Here is a 24,251-nt window from a genome sequence, read left to right as displayed (position 1 = left end):
TTACCGGCCGGAGCCGCTGCGCTCCTTCGGCGCCTTCGGCTCGCGGGATTCCTGGATCTCCTCGGCCTTCTCCTCGTCTGTGTCGCTGCTGCGCTTGATCGTGTCGTCGGGCTTGGCGGCCAGATCCTTCACGATGGCGACGAGGCGCTTGCACTCGTCCGGGAAGCCGTAGGATTCGAGGACGATCGCGGCGTCGCGCAGGGTGCGCAGGTCGCGCACGATCTGGGCGTTCTTGGTTTCCTGAAGCTCTTTCTTCGCCGCGATCGTCGGTTCGAGCCCGGTATCCTCGACATTGCATTCGGCTCGGGCGGCCGGCATCGCGGCGAGCATCAGGAAGGCGCAGGCGATCAGGCGACGCATGGTCACGTCTCGTATGGGTTGAGGGCGGGGAAACTCAGCCGCGGTGGCGCAGCAGGTCGTTGGTCACGGCCACGAGCTGAGCGGCGCGGTAGGGCTTGGGCATGAACACCGATTCGTTCACGGCCTCGGCGGCGGAGAGGCCGTCGCGGCCGCCTGAGGTGTAGACCACCGGCAGGCGCGGCAGGCTGCGCCGGGCGCTGCGGGCGAGGGCGATGCCGTTCGTGTTGCGGGCCAGATCGATATCGGTGAAGAGCAGGTCCACATGCTCGCTCGACAGGATCGCCTCCGCCTCCTCCGCATCGGCGGCGGTCAGCACCCGGTAGCCTTCGTCGAGCAGCGCCTCGACGGCCAGCTCGCAGACGAAGGACTCGTCCTCGACCACGAGGATCGTGTCGGCGTGGCGCGCCAGGGAGAAAGGCGGCAGGGCAGCGGGGATGCAGGCGAAGGGGATCATGGCAGAACTCCAACTCACCCGTGCTCGGACAACAGCCGAGCTTGCGGATCGCCGGACCAACGGGGCCGTGAAGGGCCTCGTTCACCGTGATTGCTTCGATTTGCGCGCATTTGGTAACCGATCAGTTAACCTTGACGGTACGGTGCAGGAACTGTTTTCAGTCGCGCCTGACGTGGTGGCACGCCTAACCCTTTGTCGGATGAGGCCGTCTTTCGCCCCCGCGCCCGCCTGCTTTTCGAAGGACGCCTTAACGATCGTGCCTGCCCCGTGACCCGACCCTTCCAGATCGGCTTCGGCATCGTGCTCACGGCGCTCGCCGGATTCGTGGACGCGCTCGGCTTCATCCGGCTCGGCGGCCTCTACACCTCGCTCATGAGCGGGAACACGACGCAGCTTGCCGTCTCGCTGGGCCATGGCGAGCCGCTCGGCGCCGTGCTGCCGGCGCTGCTGATCGGCGCCTTCCTCGTCGGCGCGGTCTCGGGGGGCGCCATCGCCGCCCTGTGCCCGCCGCGCTGGGTCACGCCCGCGGTGCTCGGCCTGGAAGCCGTCGCCCTGACCGCGGCGGTCGCCCTGGCCGCCGAGCACGCCCATGTCGGCGTGGCCTCGCTGTTCCTGGCGCTCGCCATGGGCGGGCAGAACGCGGTGCTCGCCCATGTTCAGGGCTTTCGCGCCGGTACCACCTTCGTCACGGGCGCGCTGTTCGCGTTCGGGCAGAAGGCGGCGCTGGCGCTTGCCGGGAGGGGACCGCGGCTGGGCTGGGTCGGCGACGGCTCGGTCTGGCTCTCGCTCCTCGTCGGGGCGGTTGCGGGCACGCTCGCCCATTCGCATCTCGGAATCGCAGCCCTGGCGATTCCCGCCGGCGTGGCGGCCGGGCTATGCCTTGCCGCGACCCTGTTCACTCTGGCGTACCGGCGCTCGCCGGTGGCGCTGACCAAGATCTGAAGGAAGACCCCTCCGGCATGAGCGCCTCCGCTCCCTCCCTTACCGACCACGTCGCGGATATCGCGGCCGGCGCCCACGTCACCGCCGCTCACTGGCTCAAGGGGACATTGGCGCTGGCGCTCGCCGATGGCGGTGTGCTGCTGGCCCGCGACGGTGCGACCGAGACCGTTCCCGCCCACCCGGACAGCAGCATCCTCGTGGCGGCCAGCGACGGCGCCCGGCTCGTGAGCGGGGGCGACGACGGCCGCGTGGTCGCGACGGGGGCGGACGGCCGGTCGAGCGAGCTGGCGCAGGCCAAGGGCGGCGGCTGGATCGACGCGCTGGCGCTCCACGGCGACGGCTCGTTCGCCTTCGCCTCGGGACGTGCGGTCACCGCCCGCGACGCCAAGGGCCGCGAAAAGACCTTCACGGCGCCCACCACGGGCCGCGGCCTCGCCTTCGCGCCGAAGGGCTACCGGCTGGCGGTGGCCCACTACAACGGCGTCAGCCTCTGGTATCCGAACCTCGAGACGCCGCCCGAATTCATCGAGTGGAAGGGCTCGCATCTCGACGTGACGTGGTCGCCCGACGGCCGCTTCGTCGTCTCGACCATGCAGGAGAACGCACTGCATGGCTGGCGCCTCCAGCCCGATCGCGGCCACATGCGGATGTCGGGCTATCCCGCCAAGGTGCGTTCGCTCTCGTGGTCGGCGGATGGCAAGTGGCTCGCCACCAGCGGCGCCGAGGCGGCCATCGTCTGGCCGTTCGACTCGAAGGAGGGCCCCACCGGCAAGGCGCCGCGGGAATGCGGCGTGCGGCCGGCGCGGGTCTCGCAGGTCGCCTTCCACCCGAAGGCGCCGGTTCTGGCGATCGGCTACGAGGATGGCTGCGTGCTGCTGGTGCGCTTCTCCGACGCCTCGGAGCTGCTGGTGCGCCCGGCGGTGAAGGGCAGCGCGATCTCGGCCCTCGCCTGGGACCCGGCCGGCGCCCGCCTCGCCTTCGGCTGCGCCGACGGGCAGGCCGGCCTGCTCACCCTGCCGGCCTGACGCCCGCGCCGTGGCCCTGTTCGGACGCGCTCCGAAGCCGGACGCCGCCGCCCGGCGGCGGGTGGAGGCGTGGCTGCGGAAGGCGGGCGGCTACGGCCCGGAAACGGCGATGAGCGTGAGCGAGATCGTCTGCACCGATCCGGCCTGTCCCGGCACCGAGACCGTGGTCCTGCTGTTCCCGCCCGGCGAGAAGACGCGGGCGGTGAAGATCGCCGGGGCGCTCGACGCCCTGAGCGAGGCGGATGTGGCGGCCGCCCTCGGCCAAGATTGAACCGCGACCCTCCCCGGCGCCGCGGATTGCCCTACAAACCGAGTGGCCCCCGCGAAGGAAGTTTTGATGTTCCGTGTCGTCCGAACGCTCGGCCTTGCCTTCGGACTGCTCGCGGCGGTCATCGCCGCGCAGGCGCCGGAATTCGCCCAGCAATACACCCAGCGCCTCGGCGGGGCCCTGGACGAGCTGCGCCGCTCTATCGCCTCCCTCGATGCCGACGCCCAGGCCACGGGCCGCAGCCGGGACGAGGCGCTGGCGCTGCTACGGACCAACCCGGACGCCTTCATCGCCCGGCGCGGCGAATCGGCCCGGAGCGATGTCGAGCGGCTGAAGCGGCTGGAGGCGCAGAAGCTCGCCCTCGACACGGCGGCGAGCCCGCTCGGACGCCTCAGCGTGATGGCCCGTGATCTCGACATGAGCATCGCCCGCGCCGCCTATCGCGACTATCAGCCGGCGGTGCCGACCACGGCGGACGGCCTCGTCGCCGGGCTGCTCGGCTTCCTCGCCGCCTGGGGCGGCTGGCGCGTCACCAGCGATGTCGGCCGCCACCTCGCCCGCCGTCGGCGGCGCCCGCGGCCGCAAACCACGCCGGTTTGAGGCAAATCGCGCGCTGATCCCGAAGCTCCTGCTTCGGCCCTGCTTCTTGCATCATCTTTTTCTCAAAAGCCGCCAACCACCTTTCGGGATGATGCTCTGGGTGTTGCAGCGCCTCTACAGCCCGGCCCACCCGCCTGCACTAGGTGTAGGCTAAGCGCCCGCACTCCGCAGGGGCGCCGGATCCGGTCCCCCCTGATCATGCCGCGTCCCCCGACCACGACCGTCGATCCCGCCCTCGACGCGGCGGCCCTGCTGCGCCGTATCGGCTTCTTCGGCCTGTTCGTGGTGCTGCCGGTGGCCGCGCAGGTCTCGCGCCGCGCCACCGTGGTGCTGGCACCCATCGCCGTCGTCCTGTTGATCACCGCGAGCGCCATCGACCAGCATCAGCGTGCCATCGGTCCGGCCCTGAAACGGCTGCTGACCGCGCCGTCCTTCCTGGCCGGCATGCTGGTGCTGTTCTGGTCGGCGCTGTCGCTGGTCTGGACACCGTTTCCCGCGCCCGCGAGCGAGCGGCTGGCCAACCTCGTTGCCATCGTCGTGATGACGCTTCTGGCCTATCTCGCGCTCCCTGACCGGATGCGCTCGGCCAACCTCTACCTGCTGCCGCTGGGCGTCGGCGCGGCGGCCATCGTCGCGATTCTGATCAACCTCCTCGGCGACGCGATGCTCAAGGACAACCCGGACGGCGACAGCGCCCTGGAGCGCGGCGCAGTGCTGCTGGCGCTGCTCGCCTGGCCCGCCGTGGCGTGGCTGCGCTCGCGCCGCCGCGACATGGGCTCGCTCGTCGTGGTCGTGCTGGTCGCAGGCGCGCTGCTGCTGGCGCCGGGCGTGACGGCGCTGTTCGCGCTGGCGATCGGGGCGCTCGCCTTCGCGCTGACGCATTGGCGCCTGTCGCTCGGCGTGCGCGTCACCGCGCTCACCGCCGCCGGCCTGCTGGTGGTCGCGCCGCTGCTGCCGTTCCTCGCGCGCCCCATCGGTGTCGCCCTGTTCGGGCCCGTCGCGCCGGGCGTGCTGGCGCTCAAGGCGTGGCAGAAGGTCGTCACCCTGGAGCCGGTGCGCCTCGTCACCGGCCACGGCCTCGAGACGGCCCTGCGCGGAAAGATCTTCGGCATCCTGCCGATCAATGCGCCGACCACGATGCTGTTCGAGTTCTGGTACGAACTCGGCGTCGTCGGCGCCTTCGCCGCGGCCTTCGCCCTCTACGGCGCGATTCACCGCGCGGGCCGCGACGCCACGGTGCTGGCGCCCTGCGCCATGGCGGCCTTCGCCACGGCGTTTGCCATCGGCTGCGTCGGCGTCGGCCTCACCACGATCTGGTGGCTCACCACGCTCGCGCTGGCGATCCTCACCTTCGTGGCGATCGAGCGCGGGCAGTTCCGCTCCCGGCGGCCCAAGGTCGGGCTGATCCCGCGCCTGCCCGCGCGGGGCTGAAGCCTCAGGCGTCCGACGTCTCGGTCGCGTCCGCCGCCGCTTCGATGCCGGCCATGTCGTCGTCGGAGAGGCCGAAATGGTGGCCGATCTCGTGGACGAGGACGTGGGTGACGAGATGGCCCAGCGTCTCGTCGTGCTCGGCCCAGTAATCGAGCAGCGGCCGGCGATAGAGCCAGACCGCGTTGGGCATCTGCCCCGTGGCGACCTCGCCCGCCTGCGCCAGCCCGATGCCGCGGAACAGGCCGAGCAGGTCGAACGCCGACTCGCAACCCATCTCGGTCAGGGTCTCGTCGTCGGGGAAGTCGTCGACGTGGATGCGCACGCCCGCGCAGAGCGCCCGGAATTCCTCCGGCAGGCCGGCGAAGGCGGTCTCGGCCAGCGCCTCGATCTCGGCCAGACTCGGGGCCTTGATCTCGGCCCAGTGGCCCGCGGGTGCATCGCTCACGGCGCGGCGGGCTCGGGTGGGACGACCGGCAGCACGCAGCGCACGAGGAAGGCCGCCAGATTGCTGGTGATGTGGTCGATATGCGGTTCCTGCACCGCTTCCTGCTCGAAGAGCTCGCGGAACGGATCGGGTGTCGGCGGCACCACCAGAACGGTCGCCATGCCGAGGTCGTGCGGCACCACGAGGTTGCGGGCGATATCCTCGAACAGGGCCGAGCGACGGGGATCGACCCCGTGGCGCAGAAGGAAGCGCTCGTAGGTGCCGCGGTCGGGCTTGGGGATGAAGTCGGCGTCGGCGATGTCGAACACGTCCTCGAAATGGTCGAGGATGCCGAGCTTGTCCGCGACCCGTTCCGCGTGGCGGCGCGAGCCGTTGGTGAGGATCAGCTTGCGCCCCGGCAGATGCTCGATCGCCGTGCCGAGCGCTTCGTCGAGCTTGATCGTCGAGTGGTCGATGTCGTGGGCGAAGTCGAGGAAGTCGTGCGGATCGACCCCTTCCTCCACCATCAGCGCCTTCAGGGTGGTGCCGTAGCGGTGGTAGAAATGCTTCTGAAGGGCTCGCGCCGACATCGCGTCGAGCCCGTAGAGCCGCATGACGTAGAGCGTGATCCGCTCGTCCACCTGCGGCCAGACCCGCGCGTCGCTCGGGTAGAGCGTGTTGTCGAGATCGAACACCCAGGTATCGACGTGGGAGAACCCGCGGGCGTCGGAGGTGGTGAAGTGGCTCTCGCCGGGAAGGAGCAAGGGGAAGGTTACGCTTGAAAGGAGAAACGGGACGGGGATGCCCGTCCCGCATGTAGGGAGTTGCAAGCCGCTGGGAAGCGCTGCCGTCAGGTGCGCCGGATCAGGGTGCCCGCACCGAAATCGGTGAACAGCTCGAGCAGCGCCGCGTGCGGGACCTTGCCGTTGAGGATGACCACCGCCTCGACGCCCTGTTCGAGGGCGTAGATGCAGGTCTCGACCTTCGGGATCATGCCGCCGGTGATGGTGCCGTCGGCGATCAGGCGGCGGCAATCCTCGATCGTGAGCTCCTGGATCAGGTTCTTGTCCTTGTCGAGCACGCCGGGCACGTCGGTGAGCAGCAGGAGACGCTTGGCCCGCAGCGCCCCGGCGATGGCGCCGGCGAAGGTGTCGGCGTTGACGTTGTAGGTCTTGCCGTCCTCGCCGTAGGCCACGGGGGCGAGGACCGGGATCAGCTCGGCCTTCAGCACCGCATCGAGCACGCCGCGCTCGACATGCTCCGGCTCGCCGACGAGGCCGAGGTCGATCGCCTGCTCGATGTTGCTGTCCGGGTCCTTGACCGTCCGCATCGCCCGCTTGGCACGGACCATGTTGCCGTCCTTGCCGCACAGGCCGATGGCCCGGCCGCCCTCGGCGGCGATCCAGCCGACGATCTGCTTGTTGATCGAGCCGGCCAGAACCATCTCGACCACCTCGACGGTCGCCTCGTCGGTGACGCGCAACCCGCCGCGGAACTCCGATTCGATGCCGAGCCGGGCCAGCATCTTGCCGATCTGCGGCCCGCCGCCGTGCACGACGATCGGCTTCAGGCCGGATTGCTCCAGCAGCACGATATCCTCGGCGAAGTCCTCCGCCGCCGCCGGGTCGCCCATGGCGTGGCCGCCGTACTTGATGACGACGATCTCCTGATCGTAGCGCTGCATGTGCGGCAGCGCCTGGGTCAGGATCTCGGCGCGCACATGCACGTTCGGCAGCGGATCGGTCATCGCGGTCGTCCTGGCTCTCTCGAGGCGGAGGCGGATTCGGCAGGGCTTCTAGCGCAGGCTTCGTGCCGAGCGAAGAGTCCGCGTGCTCGCGATCCCGCGATGCGTGCCAAGCGAAGAGCGTTGTCAGGGCATCCGATCGGCGCCGGCACGTCGGACGCCGGTGGCCGCCCCATCGAACGATGCTTGAGGCTCTTGTTTTCGCATCATCTTTTTTCCGAAAGCCGGCAACCACCTTTCGGGACGATGCTCTGGCGACGCTTCGTCTCGCTCACAGAACTCCCGCCGCGCTGTCATCGCCGGAGCGAGAACCGCCAGAGACCGGGAGTTTGTGAGGCGCTCTTAAACGACGGTTAACCATCGCGATCAATCATCCCCTGATTGAACCAAGGGGGCGACCATGCTGAATGCCGATCTGGCGATGCCGCGTCCGAGTCTCACGCATCCCGGCCTGCTTGCCCGCATCGTCGAGCGCCTCGGCCAGGGCGCAGGCTCCTCCGCCGACATCTGGCGCCAGCTCACCGAGAACTACGCGGTCGATCTCGATGCCGTGGCCGCGCTCCTGCCATGCGCCGAGCCGGAGCCGCTCTGGCTCACGGCCCGCGCCCAGGCTCGCAAGCGCTGAGTTCGCAAGCGCTGATCCCGCGTCAGCCGATCACCCGCAGGCCGTCGCCCGTCCGCAGCACGCCGCCGGCCAGAACCTCGGCGTAGACGCCGCAATCGGTGTGGCCGACACCCTGCATGAGCGTCTTCGGGATCGACAGATCGCGCTGGCCCGTCTGCGGATCGACATTGGTGGCCGCGCACCGCTGGGTCCGGCTCGTGATCTTCAGCCGGACGTCGCCCGCTTCCAGCACCCGGCCGACCATGTCGAGTTCGGCCCAAGGGGCGAGCCCGTCGAGATAGAGGTTGCCGCGAAAGCGCAGGGGATCGACGGGGGCGCCGACGAGATCCTCGGTCGCCGCCACGCTCGCGCGGTTGATGAGCGAGACGTAGCCGGCCGGCGAATCGGTGAAGCGGTAGCCGGGCGGCGCCGTCAGCACCCGCGCCGCGCCGCGCAATTCCTGCGGTAGGAACCCCTTCATGAACGCGGCGAGCGCCGCGCGCCCCTCCGCCGTGCTCAGGTCCGCATCCACCGCCTGCACCCCGTTCTCCTCGACCGTCAGGCGGTGCGTGGCGTCGTCGAACCGGGTGCGTAGCCGGGCCAGCGCCTCGTTGCGCATCAGCATCAGGTAGGCGACCTTCGGCAGGTGGCGCGGCACGGTCTCGTTGAAGCCGGAGGGGCCGTTCTCGATGGCGTAGAGCCGGTCGCCCGGGAAGTAGCCGCTGGTTTCCAGCTCGGCCGTCTCCAATGCCTCGGGCGAGAGGCCTTTGACCGGATAGCGGTAGAGGGCGGCGATGCGGAGGGCGGGGCTCTGGCTCATCCCCTCTCGCTAAGGCCGGACGCGCCCAGTTTGCAACCGGGCCGGTGGGCCCTGCGCCGTCTACGGAGAATTCCGCATGGTCCGACGCGCCGGTCTCGGTCAGCCTGCCGCCTCGCGTCAGGAGGATGAGGAAAGATGGCCGAGGTTACCGCGCTCTATCGCTATCCGGTCAAGGGCCTCTCGGCCGAGCCGCTTCCGGCACTGACGCTGGCTCGCGCGTCCGGCCTCGCCTTCGACCGCGAATACGCCCTCGCGCTCGGCACCACGGCCTTCGATCCGCAGAATCCGGAGCCGCTCGACAAGGGCTACTTCCTGATGCTGCGCAGCAACGAGGTGCTGGCGGCGCTCGCGACGCGGTTCGATCCCGAGACCGGTCAGCTCACGATCACGCGCGACGGCGCGACGATGCTCAGCGAGGATTTGACCCTGCCTGAGGGCCGCGAGGCGGTCGAGCTTTTCTTCGAGGCCTATGTCGGTCCGGCGGCCAAGGGGCGGCCGCGCCTCGTGCGGGCGGCCGACCACAAGTTCACCGACGGCAGCGTGATCTCGCCGGCCTTCATGCGCGCGGTCTCCCTCATCAACCTCGCTTCGGTCCGCGCCCTGGAAGAGCGGACCGGCGGAGCGGTCCATCCCTTGCGATTCCGCGCCAACATCTACGTCGATGGGCTGGAGCCGTGGGCGGAGATGGATTGGGTCGGCCGGGAGGTGACGGTCGGGCGCTTGCGTCTGCGTGGGCTCGCCCGCACGCCGCGCTGCGCCGCCGTCGATGTGAATCCGGAAACGGCCCGGCGCGACACCAACCTGCCGAAGGCGCTCAAGCGCAACTTTGGCCATGTCGATCTCGGCATCTACCTCGAAGTGCTCAGCGACGGCGCCGTGGCGGTCGGCGACCGGCTCAACGTGATGCCCCAAGCCGAAGACGCCGCCTGAACGGCCACGCATCGGTCGCGCAGGCTTGGTCCGAATGCCCGCCTGGGATGCGTTTTGGGCGCCCTCTCCCTCTTGTGTCACGTATAGGCAACACCAGATCATCCCTACCGGCGGCTCTCGTTAAAGCGCCGGTGTCCCGGTGGGGCTCACCCCGCGGGACAACGCATCGGAGGCTCCGTGCCGCGAAAAGCGGGCGGAAGATCTTCGATCCGGGGAAGGGCAACACGCATGAATTTCGAGAAATACACCGAGCGCGCCCGTGGCTTCGTCCAGGCCGCTCAGAATCTCGCCGTCCGCGAGGGCAACCCGCAACTCGCGCCCGGCCATCTCCTCAAGGTCCTGCTCGACGATCCCGAAGGACTCTGCGCCGGTCTCATTGACCGGGCCGGTGGCCAGTCGCGGGTCGCCCACGCGCAGGTCGAGCAGTGGCTGGCCAAGCAGCCGAAGGTCTCGGGCAATGCCGCGCAGCCGCAAGCGACGCGCGAACTCGTACGCCTGTTCGACACCGCCGAGCAGGCCGCCGAGAAGGCGGGCGATTCCTACGTCACCGTCGAGCGCCTGCTCCTCGCCTTCGCCGTCGAGAAGGACGGGGAGGCCGGCCGCATCCTGACCGCGGCGGGCGTAACCGCGGCCTCGCTCAACGCGGCGATCAACGCGCTGCGCAAGGGCCGCACCGCCGACAATGCCTCGGCCGAGAACGCCTACGACGCGCTGAAGAAATACGCCCGCGACCTCACCGAGGCCGCCCGCGAGGGCAAGCTCGATCCGGTGATCGGCCGCGACGAGGAGATCCGCCGCACGATCCAGGTTCTGTCGCGCCGCACCAAGAACAATCCCGTGCTGATCGGCGAGCCCGGCGTCGGCAAGACCGCCATCGTCGAGGGGCTGGCCCTGCGCATCGTCAACGGCGACGTGCCGGAATCCCTCAAGGAGAAGAGCCTGCTGGCGCTGGACATGGGCGCCCTGATCGCCGGCGCGAAGTATCGCGGCGAGTTCGAGGAGCGTTTGAAGGGCGTGCTCTCGGAGGTGACCGCCGCGGAAGGCCAGATCATCCTGTTCATCGACGAGATGCACACGCTGGTCGGGGCCGGAAAGGCGGATGGGGCGATGGACGCCTCGAACCTGCTGAAGCCCGCGCTGGCCCGCGGCGAGCTGCACTGCGTCGGCGCGACCACGCTCGACGAGTACCGCAAGCATGTCGAGAAGGACGCCGCGCTGGCGCGGCGCTTCCAGCCCGTCTTCGTGTCCGAGCCCACCGTCGAGGACACGGTCTCGATCCTGCGCGGCATCAAGGAGAAGTACGAGCAGCACCACGGCGTCCGTATTCAGGACTCCGCCCTCGTCGCGGCGGCGACCCTGTCGAACCGCTACATCACCGACCGCTTCCTGCCCGACAAGGCCATCGACCTCGTGGACGAGGCCGGCTCGCGCCTGCGCATGCAGGTCGATTCGAAGCCGGAAGAACTCGACAACGTCGACCGTGAGATCGTGCGGCTGAAGATCGAGGGCGAGGCGCTGAAGAAGGAGACGGATTCCGCCTCCCGCGACCGGCTCCAGCGCCTGGAGAAGGAGCTGGCCGATCTCGAGGAGCAGTCCGCCACCATCACGGCGCGCTGGAAGGCCGAGAAGGACAAGCTGGGCGCCGCCGCCGAGCTGAAGAAGAAGCTCGACGAGGCGCGCAACGAACTCGCCTCGGCGCAGCGCCAGGGCCAGTATCAGCGCGCGGGCGAGCTCGCCTACGGCGTGATCCCCGGCCTGGAGAAGCAGCTCTCCGAGATCGAAGCCGCGGCCGAGAACGCGGTCGCCCGCGACGGCATGGTCGAGGAGGCGGTGACGCCGGCCCATATCGCGGGCGTCGTCTCGCGCTGGACCGGCGTGCCGGTGGACAAGATGCTGGAGGGCGAGCGCGAAAAGCTGCTCGCGATGGAAGAGGCGCTCGCCAAGCGCGTCGTCGGCCAGCGCGAGGCGGTGGAGGCGGTCTCGACCGCGGTCCGCCGGGCGCGGGCCGGCCTGCAGGACCCGAACCGGCCGATCGGTTCCTTCATGTTCCTGGGGCCGACGGGCGTCGGCAAGACCGAGCTGACCAAGGCGCTGGCCGGCTTCCTGTTCGACGACGACACCGCGCTCGTGCGCATCGACATGTCCGAGTACATGGAGAAGCACGCGGTCGCCCGCCTCATCGGCGCGCCTCCCGGCTATGTCGGCTACGAGGAGGGCGGTGCGCTGACCGAGGCCGTGCGGCGCCGGCCCTATCAGGTCGTGCTGTTCGACGAGGTGGAGAAGGCCCATCCGGACGTGTTCAACGTCCTGCTGCAGGTGCTCGACGACGGGCGCCTGACGGACGGGCAGGGCCGGACGGTCGACTTCCGCAACACGCTGCTCATCATGACCTCGAACCTCGGCTCGGAGTATCTGGTGAACCAGCCGGCCGGACAGGACACCGACGTGGTGCGTGACGAGGTGATGGGCGTGGTGCGTGGCCACTTCCGACCCGAATTCCTGAACCGGGTGGACGAGATCATCCTGTTCCACCGCCTCGCGCGTTCGGAGATGGGGGCGATCGTCGACATCCAGCTCGGGCGCCTCGCCAAGCTCCTGGAGGATCGCAAGATCACCCTCGACGTGGATGACGAGGCCCGCATTTGGCTCGCCGACAAGGGCTACGATCCGGCCTACGGCGCGCGGCCGCTGAAGCGGGTGATCCAGAAGAACGTGCAGGATCCGCTCGCCGAAGCGATCCTCTCCGGGGTGATCCACGACGGTGAGACGGTGCCGGTCCGCGTCGGCCCGGCCGGGCTGATGATCGGCGACGTCGCCGCCGAGCGACGGCCGGCGGGCGTGCTGCTGAACTGATCCGGTCCACGACAGGCCCTGGTGCGGGAGACCGCGCCGGGGCCGATCCGGAGCGATCCGAAGCGCCCGCGTCGACCGGCCGGCAAGGAGTCTCGATGAGGCGGATCGCTGTCGCGCTCACGCTCTGGACCGCATCGGCGCAGGCGGGCTCCGCCGACGATCCGGCCGCCTTGCGGTCGATCGCCGCCGAGGCCGCGCGCATCACCGCGCTCAAGAACCGTTGCCCGGCGCATGTCGGCATCGATGTCGGCGTCACCGAAACGCTGCAGGGTACCGTTTTGATGGACGGCATCCGGCAGGCGGGAAAGGAGCCCTTCATGCGGATCGTGAAGGCCGAGCAGGCCCGGATCCGCACCGAGATCGAGACGACGGGGGTCGCCGCGTGGTGCCGCGGTCAGAAGTCGCTTCTCGAACGCCCGTATCCGGACGTGTTCCGCCCCTGACAATCGGGGCAGGACGCCCTCGTCTTGCGTTGCAGCGAATTCCCATCGACAACGAGCGGATGACCGCCGAGACGATCACCTACGCCATCGGCGACATCCACGGCTGCGCCGACCTGCTCGACCGCCTGCTCGAACGCATCGAGGCCCATGCGTCGGGGCGAGCCAGGAAGCTCGTCTTCCTCGGCGACTACATCGATCGCGGTCCCGACAGCGCACGCGTGATCGAGACCCTGCGCCGCCTGCAATGGCGCGAGCCGGAGGACGTGATCTGCCTGATGGGCAACCACGAGGAGATGCTGCTCAAAAGCCTGCGCGAGCCCGGCGCCCTCGACCACTGGGTCTATAACGGCGGGGCCGAGACGCTGGCCTCGTTCGACGTTTCGGGGCCCGAGGAGCTGTCCGGCGAGGTGCTCGACTGGATCGAGGCCCTGCCGACCCTGCACGAGGATGCGCAGCGCTGGTACGTCCATGCCGGCTTCCGCCCGGAATCCGCGGTGCCTGACCCCGACCCGCACAACCGGCTCTGGATCCGCGAGCCGTTCCTCTCCGAGGACCACGATTTCGGCCGCCACGTCGTCCACGGCCACACACCGCAGACCCGCGGCGGGCCGGACTGCCGCCGGTTCCGCACCAATCTCGATACCGGGGCGGTCTTCGGCAACGCGCTGACGGCGGGGGTGTTTTCGGACGGGCAGGGGCCGGCGGTGGAATTCCTGCGGGTGCCGGCCCAGGCTTGACCGTCGGAACCGACTCGCCCTAGCTTCGCGTCGTTGGCCCCGTGCGGCCCGCCGCTCGCACCCCTCGGGGAACGGTGAACGCACGGCCGATTCTCGGATCGACCCCTTGTTTGGGCCGCCTGTCAGCAACGCGAGCACTGACGCCGAACGCGCCCAAGCGAAGGCTCGACCATGCTCGATATAGCGAACGCCAAATCGATGGCCAGGACGCTACGGACCTCCCTGTCCGAGCGCCGCATCGACCTACCCCACAGTGCCTGCCTCGAACTGGTCGCCCGCCAATTCGGATTTTCGGACTGGAACGTCCTGTCCGCTCGTCTGGAGAAGCCAGTGGGGCCGGGAAAGGCGCCGCTGACGCTGCCGAAGGATTGGTATGTCGTCGGCTCCGTCAGCGACACCACGCACCGCCTCGGCCTCGATCCCGATCGGCCCGGCGCCGCTTTGATCGAGAGCATCGTCGCGCGCGGCCAGGGCTATGATCTGACCGGGCTGATCGCCGTGCTCATGCAGAGCATCGGCGCGCAGGACTTCCTCGGCCAGCGCCTGAGACTGACGGCTGAGCTGAAAGTCGAAGACGCCGATGGTGCCACGTTGTGGATGCGCGTCGATGGATACGAGCGGCGCGGGCTCAGTTTCGACAACATGATGGAGCGGCAGACCGACGGGCCGCTCAAGGGAACGACGGACTGGACGCGCCGCAGCATCGTCCTCGACGTGACGGAACAGGCCGCCAGTCTCCATTACGGGTTCTTCCTCAAGGGCTACGGGCGAGCTTGGGTGCGGAAGGTCCGGATTGAGACGGTCGGGAAGGAGATTCCGCTGACGACGACCCGGCTCGGTGAGACCCGGAACGTGAACGAGATGCCCCGACGTCCGGCCAATCTCGATTTCTGTGAGCGCTGAGGTTTCGTCACCGGACCGGCTTGAACCCGGCGTCGGCTCCCTCTCTAACAGGGCCTAACCGCGGCCGTTCGCGCCGCGGATGAGGAGCCGACGCCGATGGATGCGCCCGCAGAGCCCCGCAAGCGGACCGAGGAGCGGGCCATGGCCCGCCTCGCACTCCGCTTCACCGATTGGGCGGAGAAGTGGTTTCCCGACGCCTTCGTGTTCGTGGCCCTCGCCGTCGTCATCGTGGCGTCGGCGGCGCTCATCAACGGCGCGCCGGTCCAGGCGGTGTCGAAGAGCTTCGGCGACGGGTTCTGGACCCTGATTCCCTTCACCATGCAAATGGTCTTCGTCACCATCGGCGGCTACGTGGTGGCGACCTCCGCCCCGATGCAGGCCCTGATCGACCGGATGGCGCTGGTGCCCAAGACCGGCCGCGGCGCCATCGGATACGTGGCGCTCGCCACCATGCTCTCCTCGCTCCTGAGCTGGGGGCTCAGCCTGATCTTCGGCGGCCTGCTCGCCCGCGCGCTCGCCCGCCGCACCGACTTGCGGATGGATTACCGCGCGGCGGGCGCCGCTGCCTATCTCGGCCTCGGCGCGACCTGGGCGATGGGCCTGTCCTCGTCTGCGGCGCAGCTTCAGGCCAACCCGAAAAGCCTGCCGCCGGGCCTCTTGCCGATCACCGGCGTGATCCCGTTCAGCGAGACGATCTTCCTGTGGCAGTCGATCCTGATCGCCGCCATCCTCGTGGCGATGTCGGCCATCATCGCGTTCGCCTCCGCGCCGGGCCGTGAGACGGCGGTGACGGCGCAGGATCTCGGCGTCGATGTCTCCAAGCAGGAGGACAGCGTCGCCCCGCCCAAGCAGCCCGGCGAGTGGCTGGAGCACGCGCCCGTCCTGACGATCCTCATCGGCCTGCTGGCGGCGGGCTGGTTGATCCAGGAGTTCGCGCGCCAGGATTGGATGATCGCGATCTCCAACCTCAATACCTACAACTTCCTGTTCCTGATGGCCGGCCTCGTGCTGCACTGGCGGCCCAGGCACTTCCTGGCCGCACTCTCCAAGGCAGTCCCGGCCACCGCCGGCATCCTGATCCAGTTCCCGTTCTACGCCGCCATCGCCGCGATCCTGACGGGCGCCAAGAACGCCGCCGGCCACAGCCTTTCGGACGTCATCGCCCACGCCTTCGTGGCGATGAACACGCAAGGCTCGTTCCCGCTCGCCATGGGCGTCTACTCGGCCCTGCTCGGCTTCTTCATCCCCTCGGGCGGCGGCAAATGGCTTCTTGAAGCCCCCTACGTGATGCAGGCGGCCAACGAGCTGAAGGTGCATCTCGGCTGGGCGGTGCAGGTCTACAATGCGGCCGAGGCCCTGCCGAACCTCATCAATCCGTTCTTCATGCTGCCGCTGCTCGGCATCCTCGGCCTGAAGGCCCGCGACATCGTCGGCTTCAGCTTCCTCCAGCTCATCGTCCACCTGCCGGTGGTGCTGTTCCTGCTCTGGGCGCTGGCCTTCACGCTGGAATATCACCCGCCGGTCCTGCCGGGGTGATGCGGGCTCCGGGCGGTCCCGCTATGGGCCGCCCGTCACGACCGGGGCGTAGCCCCGGGCGCTGACAGGCAGGCGTAATACGGGGTCCGGTCGATCGGCCCGGTTCCCCCCGTCTCGCGAGCCACCGCGAAGCGAATCAGGGCTCCGCCCTGTTCGGAGAGGTCGCGCCCTGGATCGCTGACGCCTCGCCTCGCGATGACGGAGAAGGGCACGAGACCGGAGCGAACGACCGGATGCCGTATGAGACGCCGACGGGGCGAACTCTCAGCGCCGCGCAGGCACCAGCATCGCGACCGCCGCGAGCAGCCAGCCGGCCATCAGCACGACGCCGCCGCTGGGTGCTGCCATCGGAAAGAGCGGTGTGCCCGTCAGCGCCCGCAGGGCGAGATCGCCCGAGAACAGCGCGAGGCCGATGAGCAGCGCCGCCGCCGCGAGGCGGACGAGGCCGCCGCGGACGAAGCCGGTCGCGGCGAGGACCGTGAGTGCCAGCACGGCGGGGGCGTGGAACATCAGGAATTGTGCGGCGGTCTTCAGCGTCTCGCCGCCGCTGGTATGCGCTGCGGCGGCACTCGCCGCGACGCCGAGCCCGCCGGCCAGCGCCGCGAGCGCGGCAAGAAGGCGGTCGAGGCCGGTCACGCGCCGCGCTCCTGCAGCAGCCGGGCGATGCTGGCGCGCAGTTCCGCCACGCCGCGGTCGTCGCGGCTCGAGGTCAGCAGCACTTCGGGATAGGCCGCCGGGCGCTTGGCCAGCGCGGCATGGATGCCGGCGATGCGCCGGTCGATCTCGGCCTTTTTCAGCGCGTCGCCCTTCGTCAGCACGATCTGATAGGAGACCGCAGCCTTGTCGAGCCCGTCGAGCAGATCGGTGTCGATCTCTTTGAGGCCGTGCCGGGAATCGATCAGCAGGTAGACGCGCGCGAGGTTCGACCGGCCCTTGAGGTAGGCGTGAATCAGCTTGGTCCAGGCCTCGACCTTGGCTTTTTCCACCGCTGCGTAACCGTAGCCCGGCATGTCGACGAGGGTCAGGCGCTCGCCGATCCGGAAGAAGTTGAGCTGCTGGGTGCGCCCCGGCGTGTGCGAGGTCCGCGCGAGGGTGTTGCGCCCGGTCAGGGCGTTGACGAGGCTCGACTTGCCGACATTGGAGCGGCCGGCAAAGGCAATCTCGACACCCTCCATCGGCGGCAACGCACCGAGGGCCGGGGCGGCGGTGGCGAAGTCCGCGCTACCGGCAAACAGCAGGCGGCCGGCTTCGAGCAGCTCGGGGGAGGGGGCGTCTGTGGCGTCGTCGGTCATGAGGCTGCGCGCTTCTTCCCCCCTTGCGGGCAAGGGGAGGGATGGGGGGATGCCGGCCGATGCTCGGCGGCGCATTCCGCACCACCCCGCCGCCGACCTCCTCCCCGCTAGAGCATCGTCCCGAAAGGAGGTGGTCGGCTTTCGGATGAAGATGATGCAAAACAATAGTTTAGGGCATCGTCTCGGATCAAGCGTCCAGGACGATGCCCTTGGGGGAGGTCGGCGCTCGGCGGTCGAGCGTCAGCCTTCGATATCAGCCCTTGGCCGCGGCGCTCTTGTTGCCGCGTTTGAACATGCCCTTGAGGTTGTCCCACAACTCCACCTTCACGCCGTTGCGGCGCATGATGACGTATTGCTGGATGACCGAGAGGGTGTTGTTCCAGGCCCAGTAGATCACGAGGCCGGCGGGGAACGAGCCGAGCATGAAGGTGAACACGATCGGCATGAAGGCGAAGACCTGCGCCTGGACCGGGTCCGGCGGCGCGGGATTCATCTTCATCTGGATGAACATCGTGATGCCCATGATGATCGGCCACACGCCCAGATGGATCGGGATATACTCGGGCGGCGTGAACGGAAGCAGGCCGAACAGGTTGACGATGCTCGTCGGATCGGGCGCGGCGAGGTCCTGAATCCATCCGAAGAACGGCGCGTGCCGCATCTCGATGGTGATGAACAGCACCTTGTAGAGCGCGAAGAAGACCGGGATCTGGATCAGCACCGGCCAGCAGCCGGCGACCGGATTGATCTTCTCCTTCTTGTACAGCTCCATCATCGCCTGCTGCTGCTTCGTCCGGTCGTCCTTGTAGCGCTCCCGGATGGAGGTCATCTCCGGCTGCACGGCCTTCATCTTGGCCATGGAGACGTAGGAGCGGTTGGCGATCGGCAGGAAGAACAGCTTCAGGATCAGCGTCACGAGCAGGATCGAGACACCGAAATTGCCAATGAGGTGGAAGAAGAAGTCGAGCGCCCGGAACATCGGCTTGGTCAGGAACCAGAACCAGCCCCAGTCGATCATCAGGTCGAATTGCTTGATGCCGAACTCGCGTTCGTAGGCGTTGATCTGGTTGACCTCCTTGGCGCCCGCGAACAGGCGCTGCGTCGTCACGGACGACGCGTTCGGCGCCACGGTGACGGCGTCGCCGCGCGCGGAGGTCTGGTAGATCTTGGTCGCGCCGTCGGTGCGCTCGGTGAAGGCGCCGGTGAAGGGCTTGTCCTGCTCCGGGATCGCGGCGGCGGCCCAGTACTTGTCGGTGATGCCGACCCAGCCGCCGGTCACGTTCGTCCAGGCCTTGCCCAGCGTGGCGGCTCCGCCATAGGCCGGCTCCTTGCCGACCTTGTCGTAAGTGTATTCCTGCAGGCCGTCGTTGCCGAGCACGCCGATCAGGCCTTCGTGCAGGACGTAATAGCCCTGGGTCTGCGGCTTACCCCAGCGCGAGACGAGGCTGTAGGGATAGAGCGTCACCGGGTTGGCCGAGGTGTTCTCCACCTCGTCGCGCACGGTGAACATGAACTTGTCGTCCACGGCGACGATGCGCTTGAAGACGAGTCCCTGACCGTTCTCCCAGGTCAGCGCCAGCGGCCGGCCGGGCGCCAGCAACTCGCCGTCCGCCTTCCAGAGGGTGTCGGCGTTGGGAAGCGGGCCCGCATTGGCGCCGACCCAGCCGAACTCGGCATAGTACGGGTTGGCGCTGCCGGTGGGCGAGAGCAGCACGATGCGCGGGCTCTCGTCGCTGACGGTCTCGTGGTAGTTCTTCAGGCTCACGTCGTCGATGCGCGCACCCTTGAGGCCGATCGAGCCGTAGAGGGCCGGCGTGTCGATGCGAACGCGCGCGGAACGGGCCAGCGCGTCCTCGCGGGACACGGGCCCCTGCGCCGCGGCACCCGGCAGGGTGCCGGGAGCGGGCGCGTTGGGGCTGCCCTCGCGCGGACTCGGCGACGGGATGCCATCGGCCGTCTGCGGTGCGCCCGTCTGAGCGGTCTGGCTCTGCGCCGCCTGTCGCTGCCGCTCGCTGGCCGGCCCGGTGACGAAGTAATGCCAGCCAAGCAGGACCACCAGCGACAAGGCGATGGCGACGAACATGTTCGTCTTGTCGTTACCCATCGGTCGATCCGTCAGGCGCTTTCGATGTGGGGGGAAGAGGCGGAGGGCCGCCAGTCGACGCACCGCGCCCGGCGCGGGAGCCGCCGCGCCGGGGTGGGGTCGGCCGGGCGGAGTCGCTGGAGCGCGGCGTGGCCGGGCGCGTCACCGCATGGAGCGCGCGGCGCAGATCCGCGACGAGGCTGTCGAACGCGGCGTCGAGGGCGGGGCGCCGGGCGATCACCACGACATCCGCTCCGATCGCAGGCGCATCCGCCGCCACGGCGGCAACGGCGCTGCGCAGGCGTCGCCGTATCCGGTTGCGTTCGGTCGCATGCCCTACGCGCTTGGTGATGGTGAAGCCGAGGAAGAGACCCTCGGCGGTCGCGCCGTCGCGCGTCTCGCCCGGATCGCGCAGGCGCCCTTGGGCGCTCATGCGTTCCGTATGAAAACGCCGGCCCTGGGCGGCTGCCAGGAAATCCGGGCGCCGCCGGAGACGTCCGATCGTCGGCACGGGCGCTCCGATCCCGATTCGCGGGCTCGTGTTGCAAAAGGCGGCGTCGCGCGAAGGGCGTCGCCGCGGGACGTATCAGGCCGAGAGGCGCTTGTCAGGCCGAGAGGCGCTTGCGGCCGTGTGCGCGGCGGGCCGCGATGACCTTGCGGCCGCCGGCGGTGGCCATGCGGGCGCGGAAGCCGTGACGGCGCTTCCGAACGAGCTTGCTGGGCTGATAGGTTCTCTTCATGGTCGGTCTCCGGCGGCCGAGGTATCGGCCCGGCGGCGCTGCCGATGAGCGCGCGGACCGTGCGTAAGCCTCGAAATGGGATCTGCAAACGCGAAGGGCGCCCGGAACGGGGCGCCGCTTCGCAATGGCGCGGCTTATGGCGGAGGGGGCGCCGCAAGTCAATGACGGCGCCCGGCCCATGACGGCACCGCCCGCCGCGGCGCCGCCTTAAGCGATTCCGAGACCGGTTCGGCCGGCAGCGGTGGCTATCGGACCGTAATGTTGCGGTCGGTCGAGTCCTGATTAGGGTCTTCGCGGGCGTGTGCCGCCGAAATCCACGGCCCGCTCCTTAACCGAGCGTTAACCTTTCCGTTCTATCAAGAAGCACATCCAGATTGTCTGGATCCTGATTGGGATCTCTTTCCAGTCTGATTGATGCCTCCCTGTAAGACTCACGAAAGCCGCTCCTCCTGGGGGCGGCTTCTTTTTTTGCCGCACGCCAAGTTTGCCGCACGCCAAGCGCTGCGCTCCCCGCCTGGTGCCGGCCGCTGCCATTAACGTTAAAAAGACCTGAACCTCCTCCCGGCTCGCGTTCGGCGCTACACTTGCCCCACTGGCCGCATTCGCACCGGCATCGTCCCGCTCCGGGGCAGATGGTTCGCTGGCGGTACAGGAGGCAGGATGACCGAGTTCGACGTCACGTTCCGGGACGATCGCGAGTGGGTGAGCTTCGGCGAGTCCTACGTGACCTCGGAAGGCTTCAAGACCCTGTTCCGCGAGGGCATGCTGCTGGTCGAGGAGACGGCGGCTTATCTCGACGGGGAAGGGCGCTCCGAATCGCGGCTGATCTCCCGCGATGCCACGCTCGCCTATGCCAGCGAGAGCATGCGCCTCACGACCCGGCTGATGCAGATCGCCTCGTGGCTGCTGGTGCAGCGCGCGGTCTCCGAGGGTGAGATCTCGCTGGTTCAGGCGCAGGAGGAGAAGACCCGCGTCAAGCTCGCCGAGCCGGAGCGCGCGTTGCCCGAGGCCGGCGATGCCTTCACTGTCCTGCCGCTGCGGCTGCAGGATCTCGTGCGCCGTTCGCGCCGGCTTCACACGCGCATCCTCCACCTCGATGCGCTCATCAGCGAGGATCGCCCCGCTCCGGTGCCGCGGGAAAGCCCGGTGACTGCCCAGTTCGGCCGTCTGCGCGCCGCGTTCGGCGGAGAGTGATTTCGGCCGTCCTTGCCCCGATCCGGCCCGCATTCCGGGCTGGATCCGGAGCGCGCGACACGCTCGGACTGCCCGCGGTCGGTCTCGCGGGCTGACGCCCCGGCCCGGATTATCCCGGCTGAATCGCCTTGCCGTTCGGCTGGCCACGGCAGCGCAGGCCGACGGCCGCGCCCCGCGGCCCGATTGTGCCGATGCGGTTCAGAGTGCCTCGCAAAACTCCCGATCTCTGACCGTTCTCCCTTTGGCGAGGACGGCGCAGCGGGCGTTTTATGAGAGGCACTCAGCCTGCAGCCTGGTCCGCAGACGTCGCACGTGCGGGGCTCGCCGTCAGATCGTCCGCGCAAACGAAAACGGCGCCGCGAGCGGCGCCGTCTGGTCGATTCGGGCTTGCGCCCAAATCCGAACAATCACTTCTTGCCGAAGCCGAGGCCGCCGAAGCGCGAGTTGAAGCGCGAGACGCGCCCGCCGCGATCGAGCATCTTCTGCTCGCCGCCCGTCCAGGCCGGGTGGGTGGACGGGTCGATGTCCAAGTTGAGGACGTCGCCTTCCTTGCCGTAGGTCGAGCGGGTCTTGTAGTCGGAGCCATCGGTCATCACGACCTTGATGAAGTGGTAGTCGGGGTGCTCGGTCCCCTTGGCCTTGGCGGCCTCGTTCTTTGCCATGACGAATTCCTGAGGTAGCACGCCGACCGACCCCGCCACTCAGGGGAGGAGCCAGGGGCAAAACATCGCGCGCATTCCGATGAAGGCGCGCCTATACCTCAGCCTCGGACGAGGAACAAGAGAGCGCGGGCGCATCGGCGGTTTTCCGCGAACCGATGCCATGGATATCGGCCGCGATCTGCCCGCCGGTCCGGCACGAACTGGAAATCCTGGCGGTCGCTGCGTATGCGATGATCCCAGGCAAAGACGACACGACAGAAACGGCACGGAACGGGACGAAACGATGTCGAGGAATGATGGCCCGCAAGCGTGATGCGTCGTCCGGCGCAGGAGACGATCCGCAGGCGGCTCTCCGGGGGCGGGCGCCGCTCGGAGCACTCAAACCGCTGATTCCCTTCGCCAGCCGCTACCGGGGCCGCATCCTCGCGGCGCTGATCTCTTTGATCGCGGCGTCGGGCGCGACGCTCGTCGTGCCGATCGCGATTCGCCGGGTGATCGACCACGGCTTCTCGCCGGAGGGGCAGGCGCTCATCAATTCCTACTTCCTGGCGCTGCTCGTGGTGGTGGCGGTGCTCGCGGTGTCGAGTGCGGGCCGCTACTATTCGGTGGTGACGCTGGGCGAGCGTGTCGTCGCGGATCTGCGCTCGGCCGTGTTCGCGCGGCTGACGAGCCTCGACCCGACCTTCTTCGACAAGTCGCAATCCGGCGAGATCGTCTCGCGGCTCACGGCGGATGCCACGCAGGTCAAGGCGGTGTTCGGGGTCTCGATCTCGATCCTGCTGCGCAACCTGTTCCTTTTCGTCGGTGCCGTGGCGATGATGGTCTGGACGAGCCCCGGCCTGTCGATCCTGGTTCTCGCCGCGATTCCGCTCATCGTGTTTCCGCTGATCCTGTCGGGCCGCGGCGTGCGGCGGCGCTCGCGTGCGGCGCAGGACCGGCTCGCCGACGCCTCGGCCTACGCGGCGGAAGCCGTCGGGGCCGTGCGCACCATGCAGGCCTTCGGCATGGGCCGCGCCACCGCCGAGCGCTTCGCGGAAGCCTCGGAGAACGCCTACCGGGCGGCGCGCGTCTCGATCACGGCCCGCGCCCTGCTCACCGGCGTGGCGATCTTCCTGATCTCGGCCTCGGTCGTCGGCGTGATGTGGTACGGCGCCAAGGGCGTGCTCGCGGGCACCACCAGCGCCGGCCAGCTCTCGCAATTCGTGCTCTATGCCGTGTTCGGCGCCAGCGCCCTCGGCCAGCTCTCCGAGGTCTACGGCGAACTCGCCCAGGCCGCGGGCGCCGCCGAGCGGCTCGGCGAGATCCTGGCCGCCGAGCCGGCGATCAAGTCCCCCGAGCATCCGGTCGCGCTGCCGAGCCCGGCCCGTGGCGCGGTCGCGTTCGAGGCGGTGCGCTTCCGCTACCCGACCCGGCCCGAACACGCGGCGCTGGACGGTATCTCCTTCACGGCGGCGCCCGGCGAGCGGATCGCCCTCGTCGGCCCGTCGGGAGCCGGTAAGACCACGGTGCTGCAATTGCTGCTGCGCTTCTACGACCCCGACGAGGGGCGCGTGACGATCGACGGCGTGCCGCTGCCGCAGGCCGATCTCGACGCCCTGCGCGCTCGCCTCTCCCTGGTGCCGCAGGATCCGGTGGTGTTCTCCGGGACGGTTCTGGAAAACATCCGCTACGGCCGCCCCGGCGCCAGCGAGACGGAGGTCGAGGAGGCGGCGCGCCTCGCCAACGCCGACGGCTTCGTTCGCGCCCTGCCGCAGGGCTACGCAACAATGCTCGGCGAGCGCGGCACCACGCTCTCGGGCGGGCAGCGCCAGCGCATCGCCATCGCCCGCGCCATCCTCAAGGATGCGCCGGTCCTTCTCCTCGACGAGGCGACCTCGGCGCTCGATGCCGAGAGCGAGCGCGCGGTGCAGAACGCCCTCGACCGGCTGATGCAGGGCCGCACCACGCTGGTGATCGCCCACCGGCTCGCGACCATCCGTGCGGCCGACCGCATCCTCGTCTTCGACGGCGGAAGGATCGTCGAGGAGGGCACGCATGAGAGCCTGCTCGCCCGCGGCGCCCTCTATGCGCAGCTCGCGAGCCTGCAATTCGCCGACAGTTTCGACGACAGCGCCCGGGCGCGCGACCCGCGCCCGAAACACGCGGCGGAATAGAGCATCATCCCGAAAGGCGGCCGCCGGCTTTCGGACAAAGATGATGCGCTAAC

General features: G+C 69.1%; 26 protein-coding genes. 14 read left to right on the top strand and 12 right to left on the bottom strand.

Translation table 11 applies throughout. The features are described 5' to 3' along the window. Positions 1-360 carry a hypothetical protein gene (locus E4V01_RS00950; RefSeq protein WP_060769842.1) on the bottom strand — a complete coding sequence of 120 codons (360 nt, stop codon included), beginning with the start codon at positions 358-360 and terminating at the stop codon, positions 1-3. Between the two features lie 34 nt (positions 361-394). Further along, positions 395-814 (bottom strand): response regulator, encoded by a 420-nt coding sequence (locus E4V01_RS00945; protein WP_060769843.1) that lies wholly within the window; start codon positions 812-814, stop codon positions 395-397. 267 nt (positions 815-1,081) lie between these two features. Here E4V01_RS00945 and E4V01_RS00940 point away from each other — a divergent pair, with 267 nt between their 5' ends. The 5 genes from E4V01_RS00940 to E4V01_RS00920 all read left to right on the top strand — a co-directional run bounded on the left by E4V01_RS00940 (position 1,082) and on the right by E4V01_RS00920 (position 5,080). After that, a complete protein-coding gene (locus tag E4V01_RS00940; protein ID WP_060769844.1) occupies positions 1,082-1,756 on the top strand; it encodes a YoaK family protein in 675 nt (224 codons plus the stop codon). A 17-nt stretch (positions 1,757-1,773) separates the two neighbouring features. Continuing rightward, the gene (locus E4V01_RS00935) at positions 1,774-2,781 is read left to right on the top strand and encodes a WD40 repeat domain-containing protein (RefSeq protein ID WP_135297085.1); all 1,008 of its coding nucleotides are present in this window, start codon (positions 1,774-1,776) and stop codon (positions 2,779-2,781) included. A gap of 10 nt (positions 2,782-2,791) precedes the next feature. Next, positions 2,792-3,052 (top strand): hypothetical protein, encoded by a 261-nt coding sequence (locus E4V01_RS00930; RefSeq protein ID WP_060769846.1) that lies wholly within the window; start codon positions 2,792-2,794, stop codon positions 3,050-3,052. 66 nt (positions 3,053-3,118) lie between these two features. Next, positions 3,119-3,649: a DUF2937 family protein gene (locus tag E4V01_RS00925; protein ID WP_135297084.1), complete on the top strand. Its 531-nt coding sequence runs from the start codon at positions 3,119-3,121 to the stop codon at positions 3,647-3,649. A 198-nt stretch (positions 3,650-3,847) separates the two neighbouring features. Next, positions 3,848-5,080 carry a peptide ABC transporter permease gene (locus tag E4V01_RS00920; protein WP_135297083.1) on the top strand — a complete coding sequence of 411 codons (1,233 nt, stop codon included), beginning with the start codon at positions 3,848-3,850 and terminating at the stop codon, positions 5,078-5,080. Between the two features lie 4 nt (positions 5,081-5,084). On the opposite strand, the gene E4V01_RS00915 is transcribed toward E4V01_RS00920, so the two are convergent. The 3 genes from E4V01_RS00915 to argB form a co-directional block, all read right to left on the bottom strand. Continuing rightward, positions 5,085-5,525: a metallopeptidase family protein gene (locus E4V01_RS00915; protein WP_135297082.1), complete on the bottom strand. Its 441-nt coding sequence runs from the start codon at positions 5,523-5,525 to the stop codon at positions 5,085-5,087. Further along, complete coding sequence (locus E4V01_RS00910; RefSeq protein ID WP_135297081.1) at positions 5,522-6,268, bottom strand: pyrimidine 5'-nucleotidase; 747 nt, start codon at positions 6,266-6,268, stop codon at positions 5,522-5,524. Before E4V01_RS00910 ends, E4V01_RS00915 begins: the two co-directional genes overlap by 4 nt. Positions 6,269-6,354: 86 nt before the next feature. After that, a complete protein-coding gene (argB, locus tag E4V01_RS00905; protein ID WP_060769851.1) occupies positions 6,355-7,251 on the bottom strand; it encodes an acetylglutamate kinase in 897 nt (298 codons plus the stop codon). A 397-nt stretch (positions 7,252-7,648) separates the two neighbouring features. On the opposite strand from argB, the gene E4V01_RS00900 reads away from it, so the two are divergent. Beyond that, the gene (locus E4V01_RS00900; RefSeq protein ID WP_060769852.1) at positions 7,649-7,873 is read left to right on the top strand and encodes a hypothetical protein; all 225 of its coding nucleotides are present in this window, start codon (positions 7,649-7,651) and stop codon (positions 7,871-7,873) included. 22 nt (positions 7,874-7,895) lie between these two features. Here E4V01_RS00900 and E4V01_RS00895 read toward each other — a convergent pair whose 3' ends face one another. Continuing rightward, entirely contained in the window at positions 7,896-8,672 is a 777-nt protein-coding gene (locus tag E4V01_RS00895; protein WP_135297080.1) for an MOSC domain-containing protein, read from the bottom strand. Positions 8,673-8,807: 135 nt separating this feature from the next. Here E4V01_RS00895 and E4V01_RS00890 point away from each other — a divergent pair, with 135 nt between their 5' ends. The 6 genes from E4V01_RS00890 to E4V01_RS00865 all read left to right on the top strand — a co-directional run bounded on the left by E4V01_RS00890 (position 8,808) and on the right by E4V01_RS00865 (position 16,074). Then, the gene (locus E4V01_RS00890) at positions 8,808-9,602 is read left to right on the top strand and encodes an MOSC domain-containing protein (RefSeq protein WP_060769854.1); all 795 of its coding nucleotides are present in this window, start codon (positions 8,808-8,810) and stop codon (positions 9,600-9,602) included. Between the two features lie 228 nt (positions 9,603-9,830). Next, positions 9,831-12,455 carry an ATP-dependent chaperone ClpB gene (gene clpB, locus E4V01_RS00885; RefSeq protein ID WP_060769855.1) on the top strand — a complete coding sequence of 875 codons (2,625 nt, stop codon included), beginning with the start codon at positions 9,831-9,833 and terminating at the stop codon, positions 12,453-12,455. Between the two features lie 95 nt (positions 12,456-12,550). After that, entirely contained in the window at positions 12,551-12,898 is a 348-nt protein-coding gene (locus tag E4V01_RS00880; RefSeq protein ID WP_135297079.1) for a hypothetical protein, read from the top strand. Between the two features lie 59 nt (positions 12,899-12,957). After that, positions 12,958-13,635 (top strand): metallophosphoesterase family protein, encoded by a 678-nt coding sequence (locus tag E4V01_RS00875; RefSeq protein ID WP_135297199.1) that lies wholly within the window; start codon positions 12,958-12,960, stop codon positions 13,633-13,635. Between the two features lie 171 nt (positions 13,636-13,806). Beyond that, a complete protein-coding gene (locus E4V01_RS00870; protein ID WP_135297078.1) occupies positions 13,807-14,538 on the top strand; it encodes a glyoxalase superfamily protein in 732 nt (243 codons plus the stop codon). Between the two features lie 96 nt (positions 14,539-14,634). Then, positions 14,635-16,074 carry a short-chain fatty acid transporter gene (locus tag E4V01_RS00865; protein WP_060769859.1) on the top strand — a complete coding sequence of 480 codons (1,440 nt, stop codon included), beginning with the start codon at positions 14,635-14,637 and terminating at the stop codon, positions 16,072-16,074. A gap of 264 nt (positions 16,075-16,338) precedes the next feature. On the opposite strand, the gene E4V01_RS00860 is transcribed toward E4V01_RS00865, so the two are convergent. The 5 genes from E4V01_RS00860 to rpmH form a co-directional block, all read right to left on the bottom strand. Next, on the bottom strand, positions 16,339-16,710 hold the full coding sequence (locus E4V01_RS00860) for a DUF423 domain-containing protein (protein WP_135297077.1): 372 nt from the start codon (positions 16,708-16,710) through the stop codon (positions 16,339-16,341). Further along, complete coding sequence (gene yihA / locus E4V01_RS00855; RefSeq protein ID WP_060769861.1) at positions 16,707-17,366, bottom strand: ribosome biogenesis GTP-binding protein YihA/YsxC; 660 nt, start codon at positions 17,364-17,366, stop codon at positions 16,707-16,709. Before yihA ends, E4V01_RS00860 begins: the two co-directional genes overlap by 4 nt. A 253-nt stretch (positions 17,367-17,619) precedes the next feature. Then, on the bottom strand, positions 17,620-19,470 hold the full coding sequence (gene yidC / locus E4V01_RS00850) for a membrane protein insertase YidC (RefSeq protein WP_135297076.1): 1,851 nt from the start codon (positions 19,468-19,470) through the stop codon (positions 17,620-17,622). Further along, complete coding sequence (gene rnpA, locus E4V01_RS00845) at positions 19,463-19,960, bottom strand: ribonuclease P protein component (protein WP_135297075.1); 498 nt, start codon at positions 19,958-19,960, stop codon at positions 19,463-19,465. The genes yidC and rnpA overlap by 8 nt, the downstream gene beginning before the upstream one ends. A 94-nt stretch (positions 19,961-20,054) precedes the next feature. After that, positions 20,055-20,189 carry a 50S ribosomal protein L34 gene (gene rpmH, locus E4V01_RS00840; RefSeq protein ID WP_012253788.1) on the bottom strand — a complete coding sequence of 45 codons (135 nt, stop codon included), beginning with the start codon at positions 20,187-20,189 and terminating at the stop codon, positions 20,055-20,057. 660 nt (positions 20,190-20,849) lie between these two features. Between rpmH and E4V01_RS00835 the strand changes: the two genes are divergently transcribed. After that, positions 20,850-21,383, top strand: a complete 534-nt coding sequence (locus E4V01_RS00835) for a DUF1465 family protein (RefSeq protein ID WP_060769864.1) — start codon at positions 20,850-20,852, stop codon at positions 21,381-21,383. A gap of 407 nt (positions 21,384-21,790) precedes the next feature. Here E4V01_RS00835 and rpmE read toward each other — a convergent pair whose 3' ends face one another. Continuing rightward, on the bottom strand, positions 21,791-22,045 hold the full coding sequence (gene rpmE / locus E4V01_RS00830; RefSeq protein WP_056192368.1) for a 50S ribosomal protein L31: 255 nt from the start codon (positions 22,043-22,045) through the stop codon (positions 21,791-21,793). A 296-nt stretch (positions 22,046-22,341) separates the two neighbouring features. Here rpmE and E4V01_RS00825 point away from each other — a divergent pair, with 296 nt between their 5' ends. Continuing rightward, a complete protein-coding gene (locus E4V01_RS00825; protein ID WP_060772254.1) occupies positions 22,342-24,198 on the top strand; it encodes an ABC transporter transmembrane domain-containing protein in 1,857 nt (618 codons plus the stop codon). The last annotated feature ends 53 nt before the right edge of the window (positions 24,199-24,251 follow it).

This window comes from Methylorubrum sp. Q1, from assembly GCF_004683995.1.
Classification (GTDB): Bacteria; Pseudomonadota; Alphaproteobacteria; order Rhizobiales; family Beijerinckiaceae; genus Methylobacterium.
This window is presented reverse-complemented; position numbering and strand designations above follow the sequence as displayed.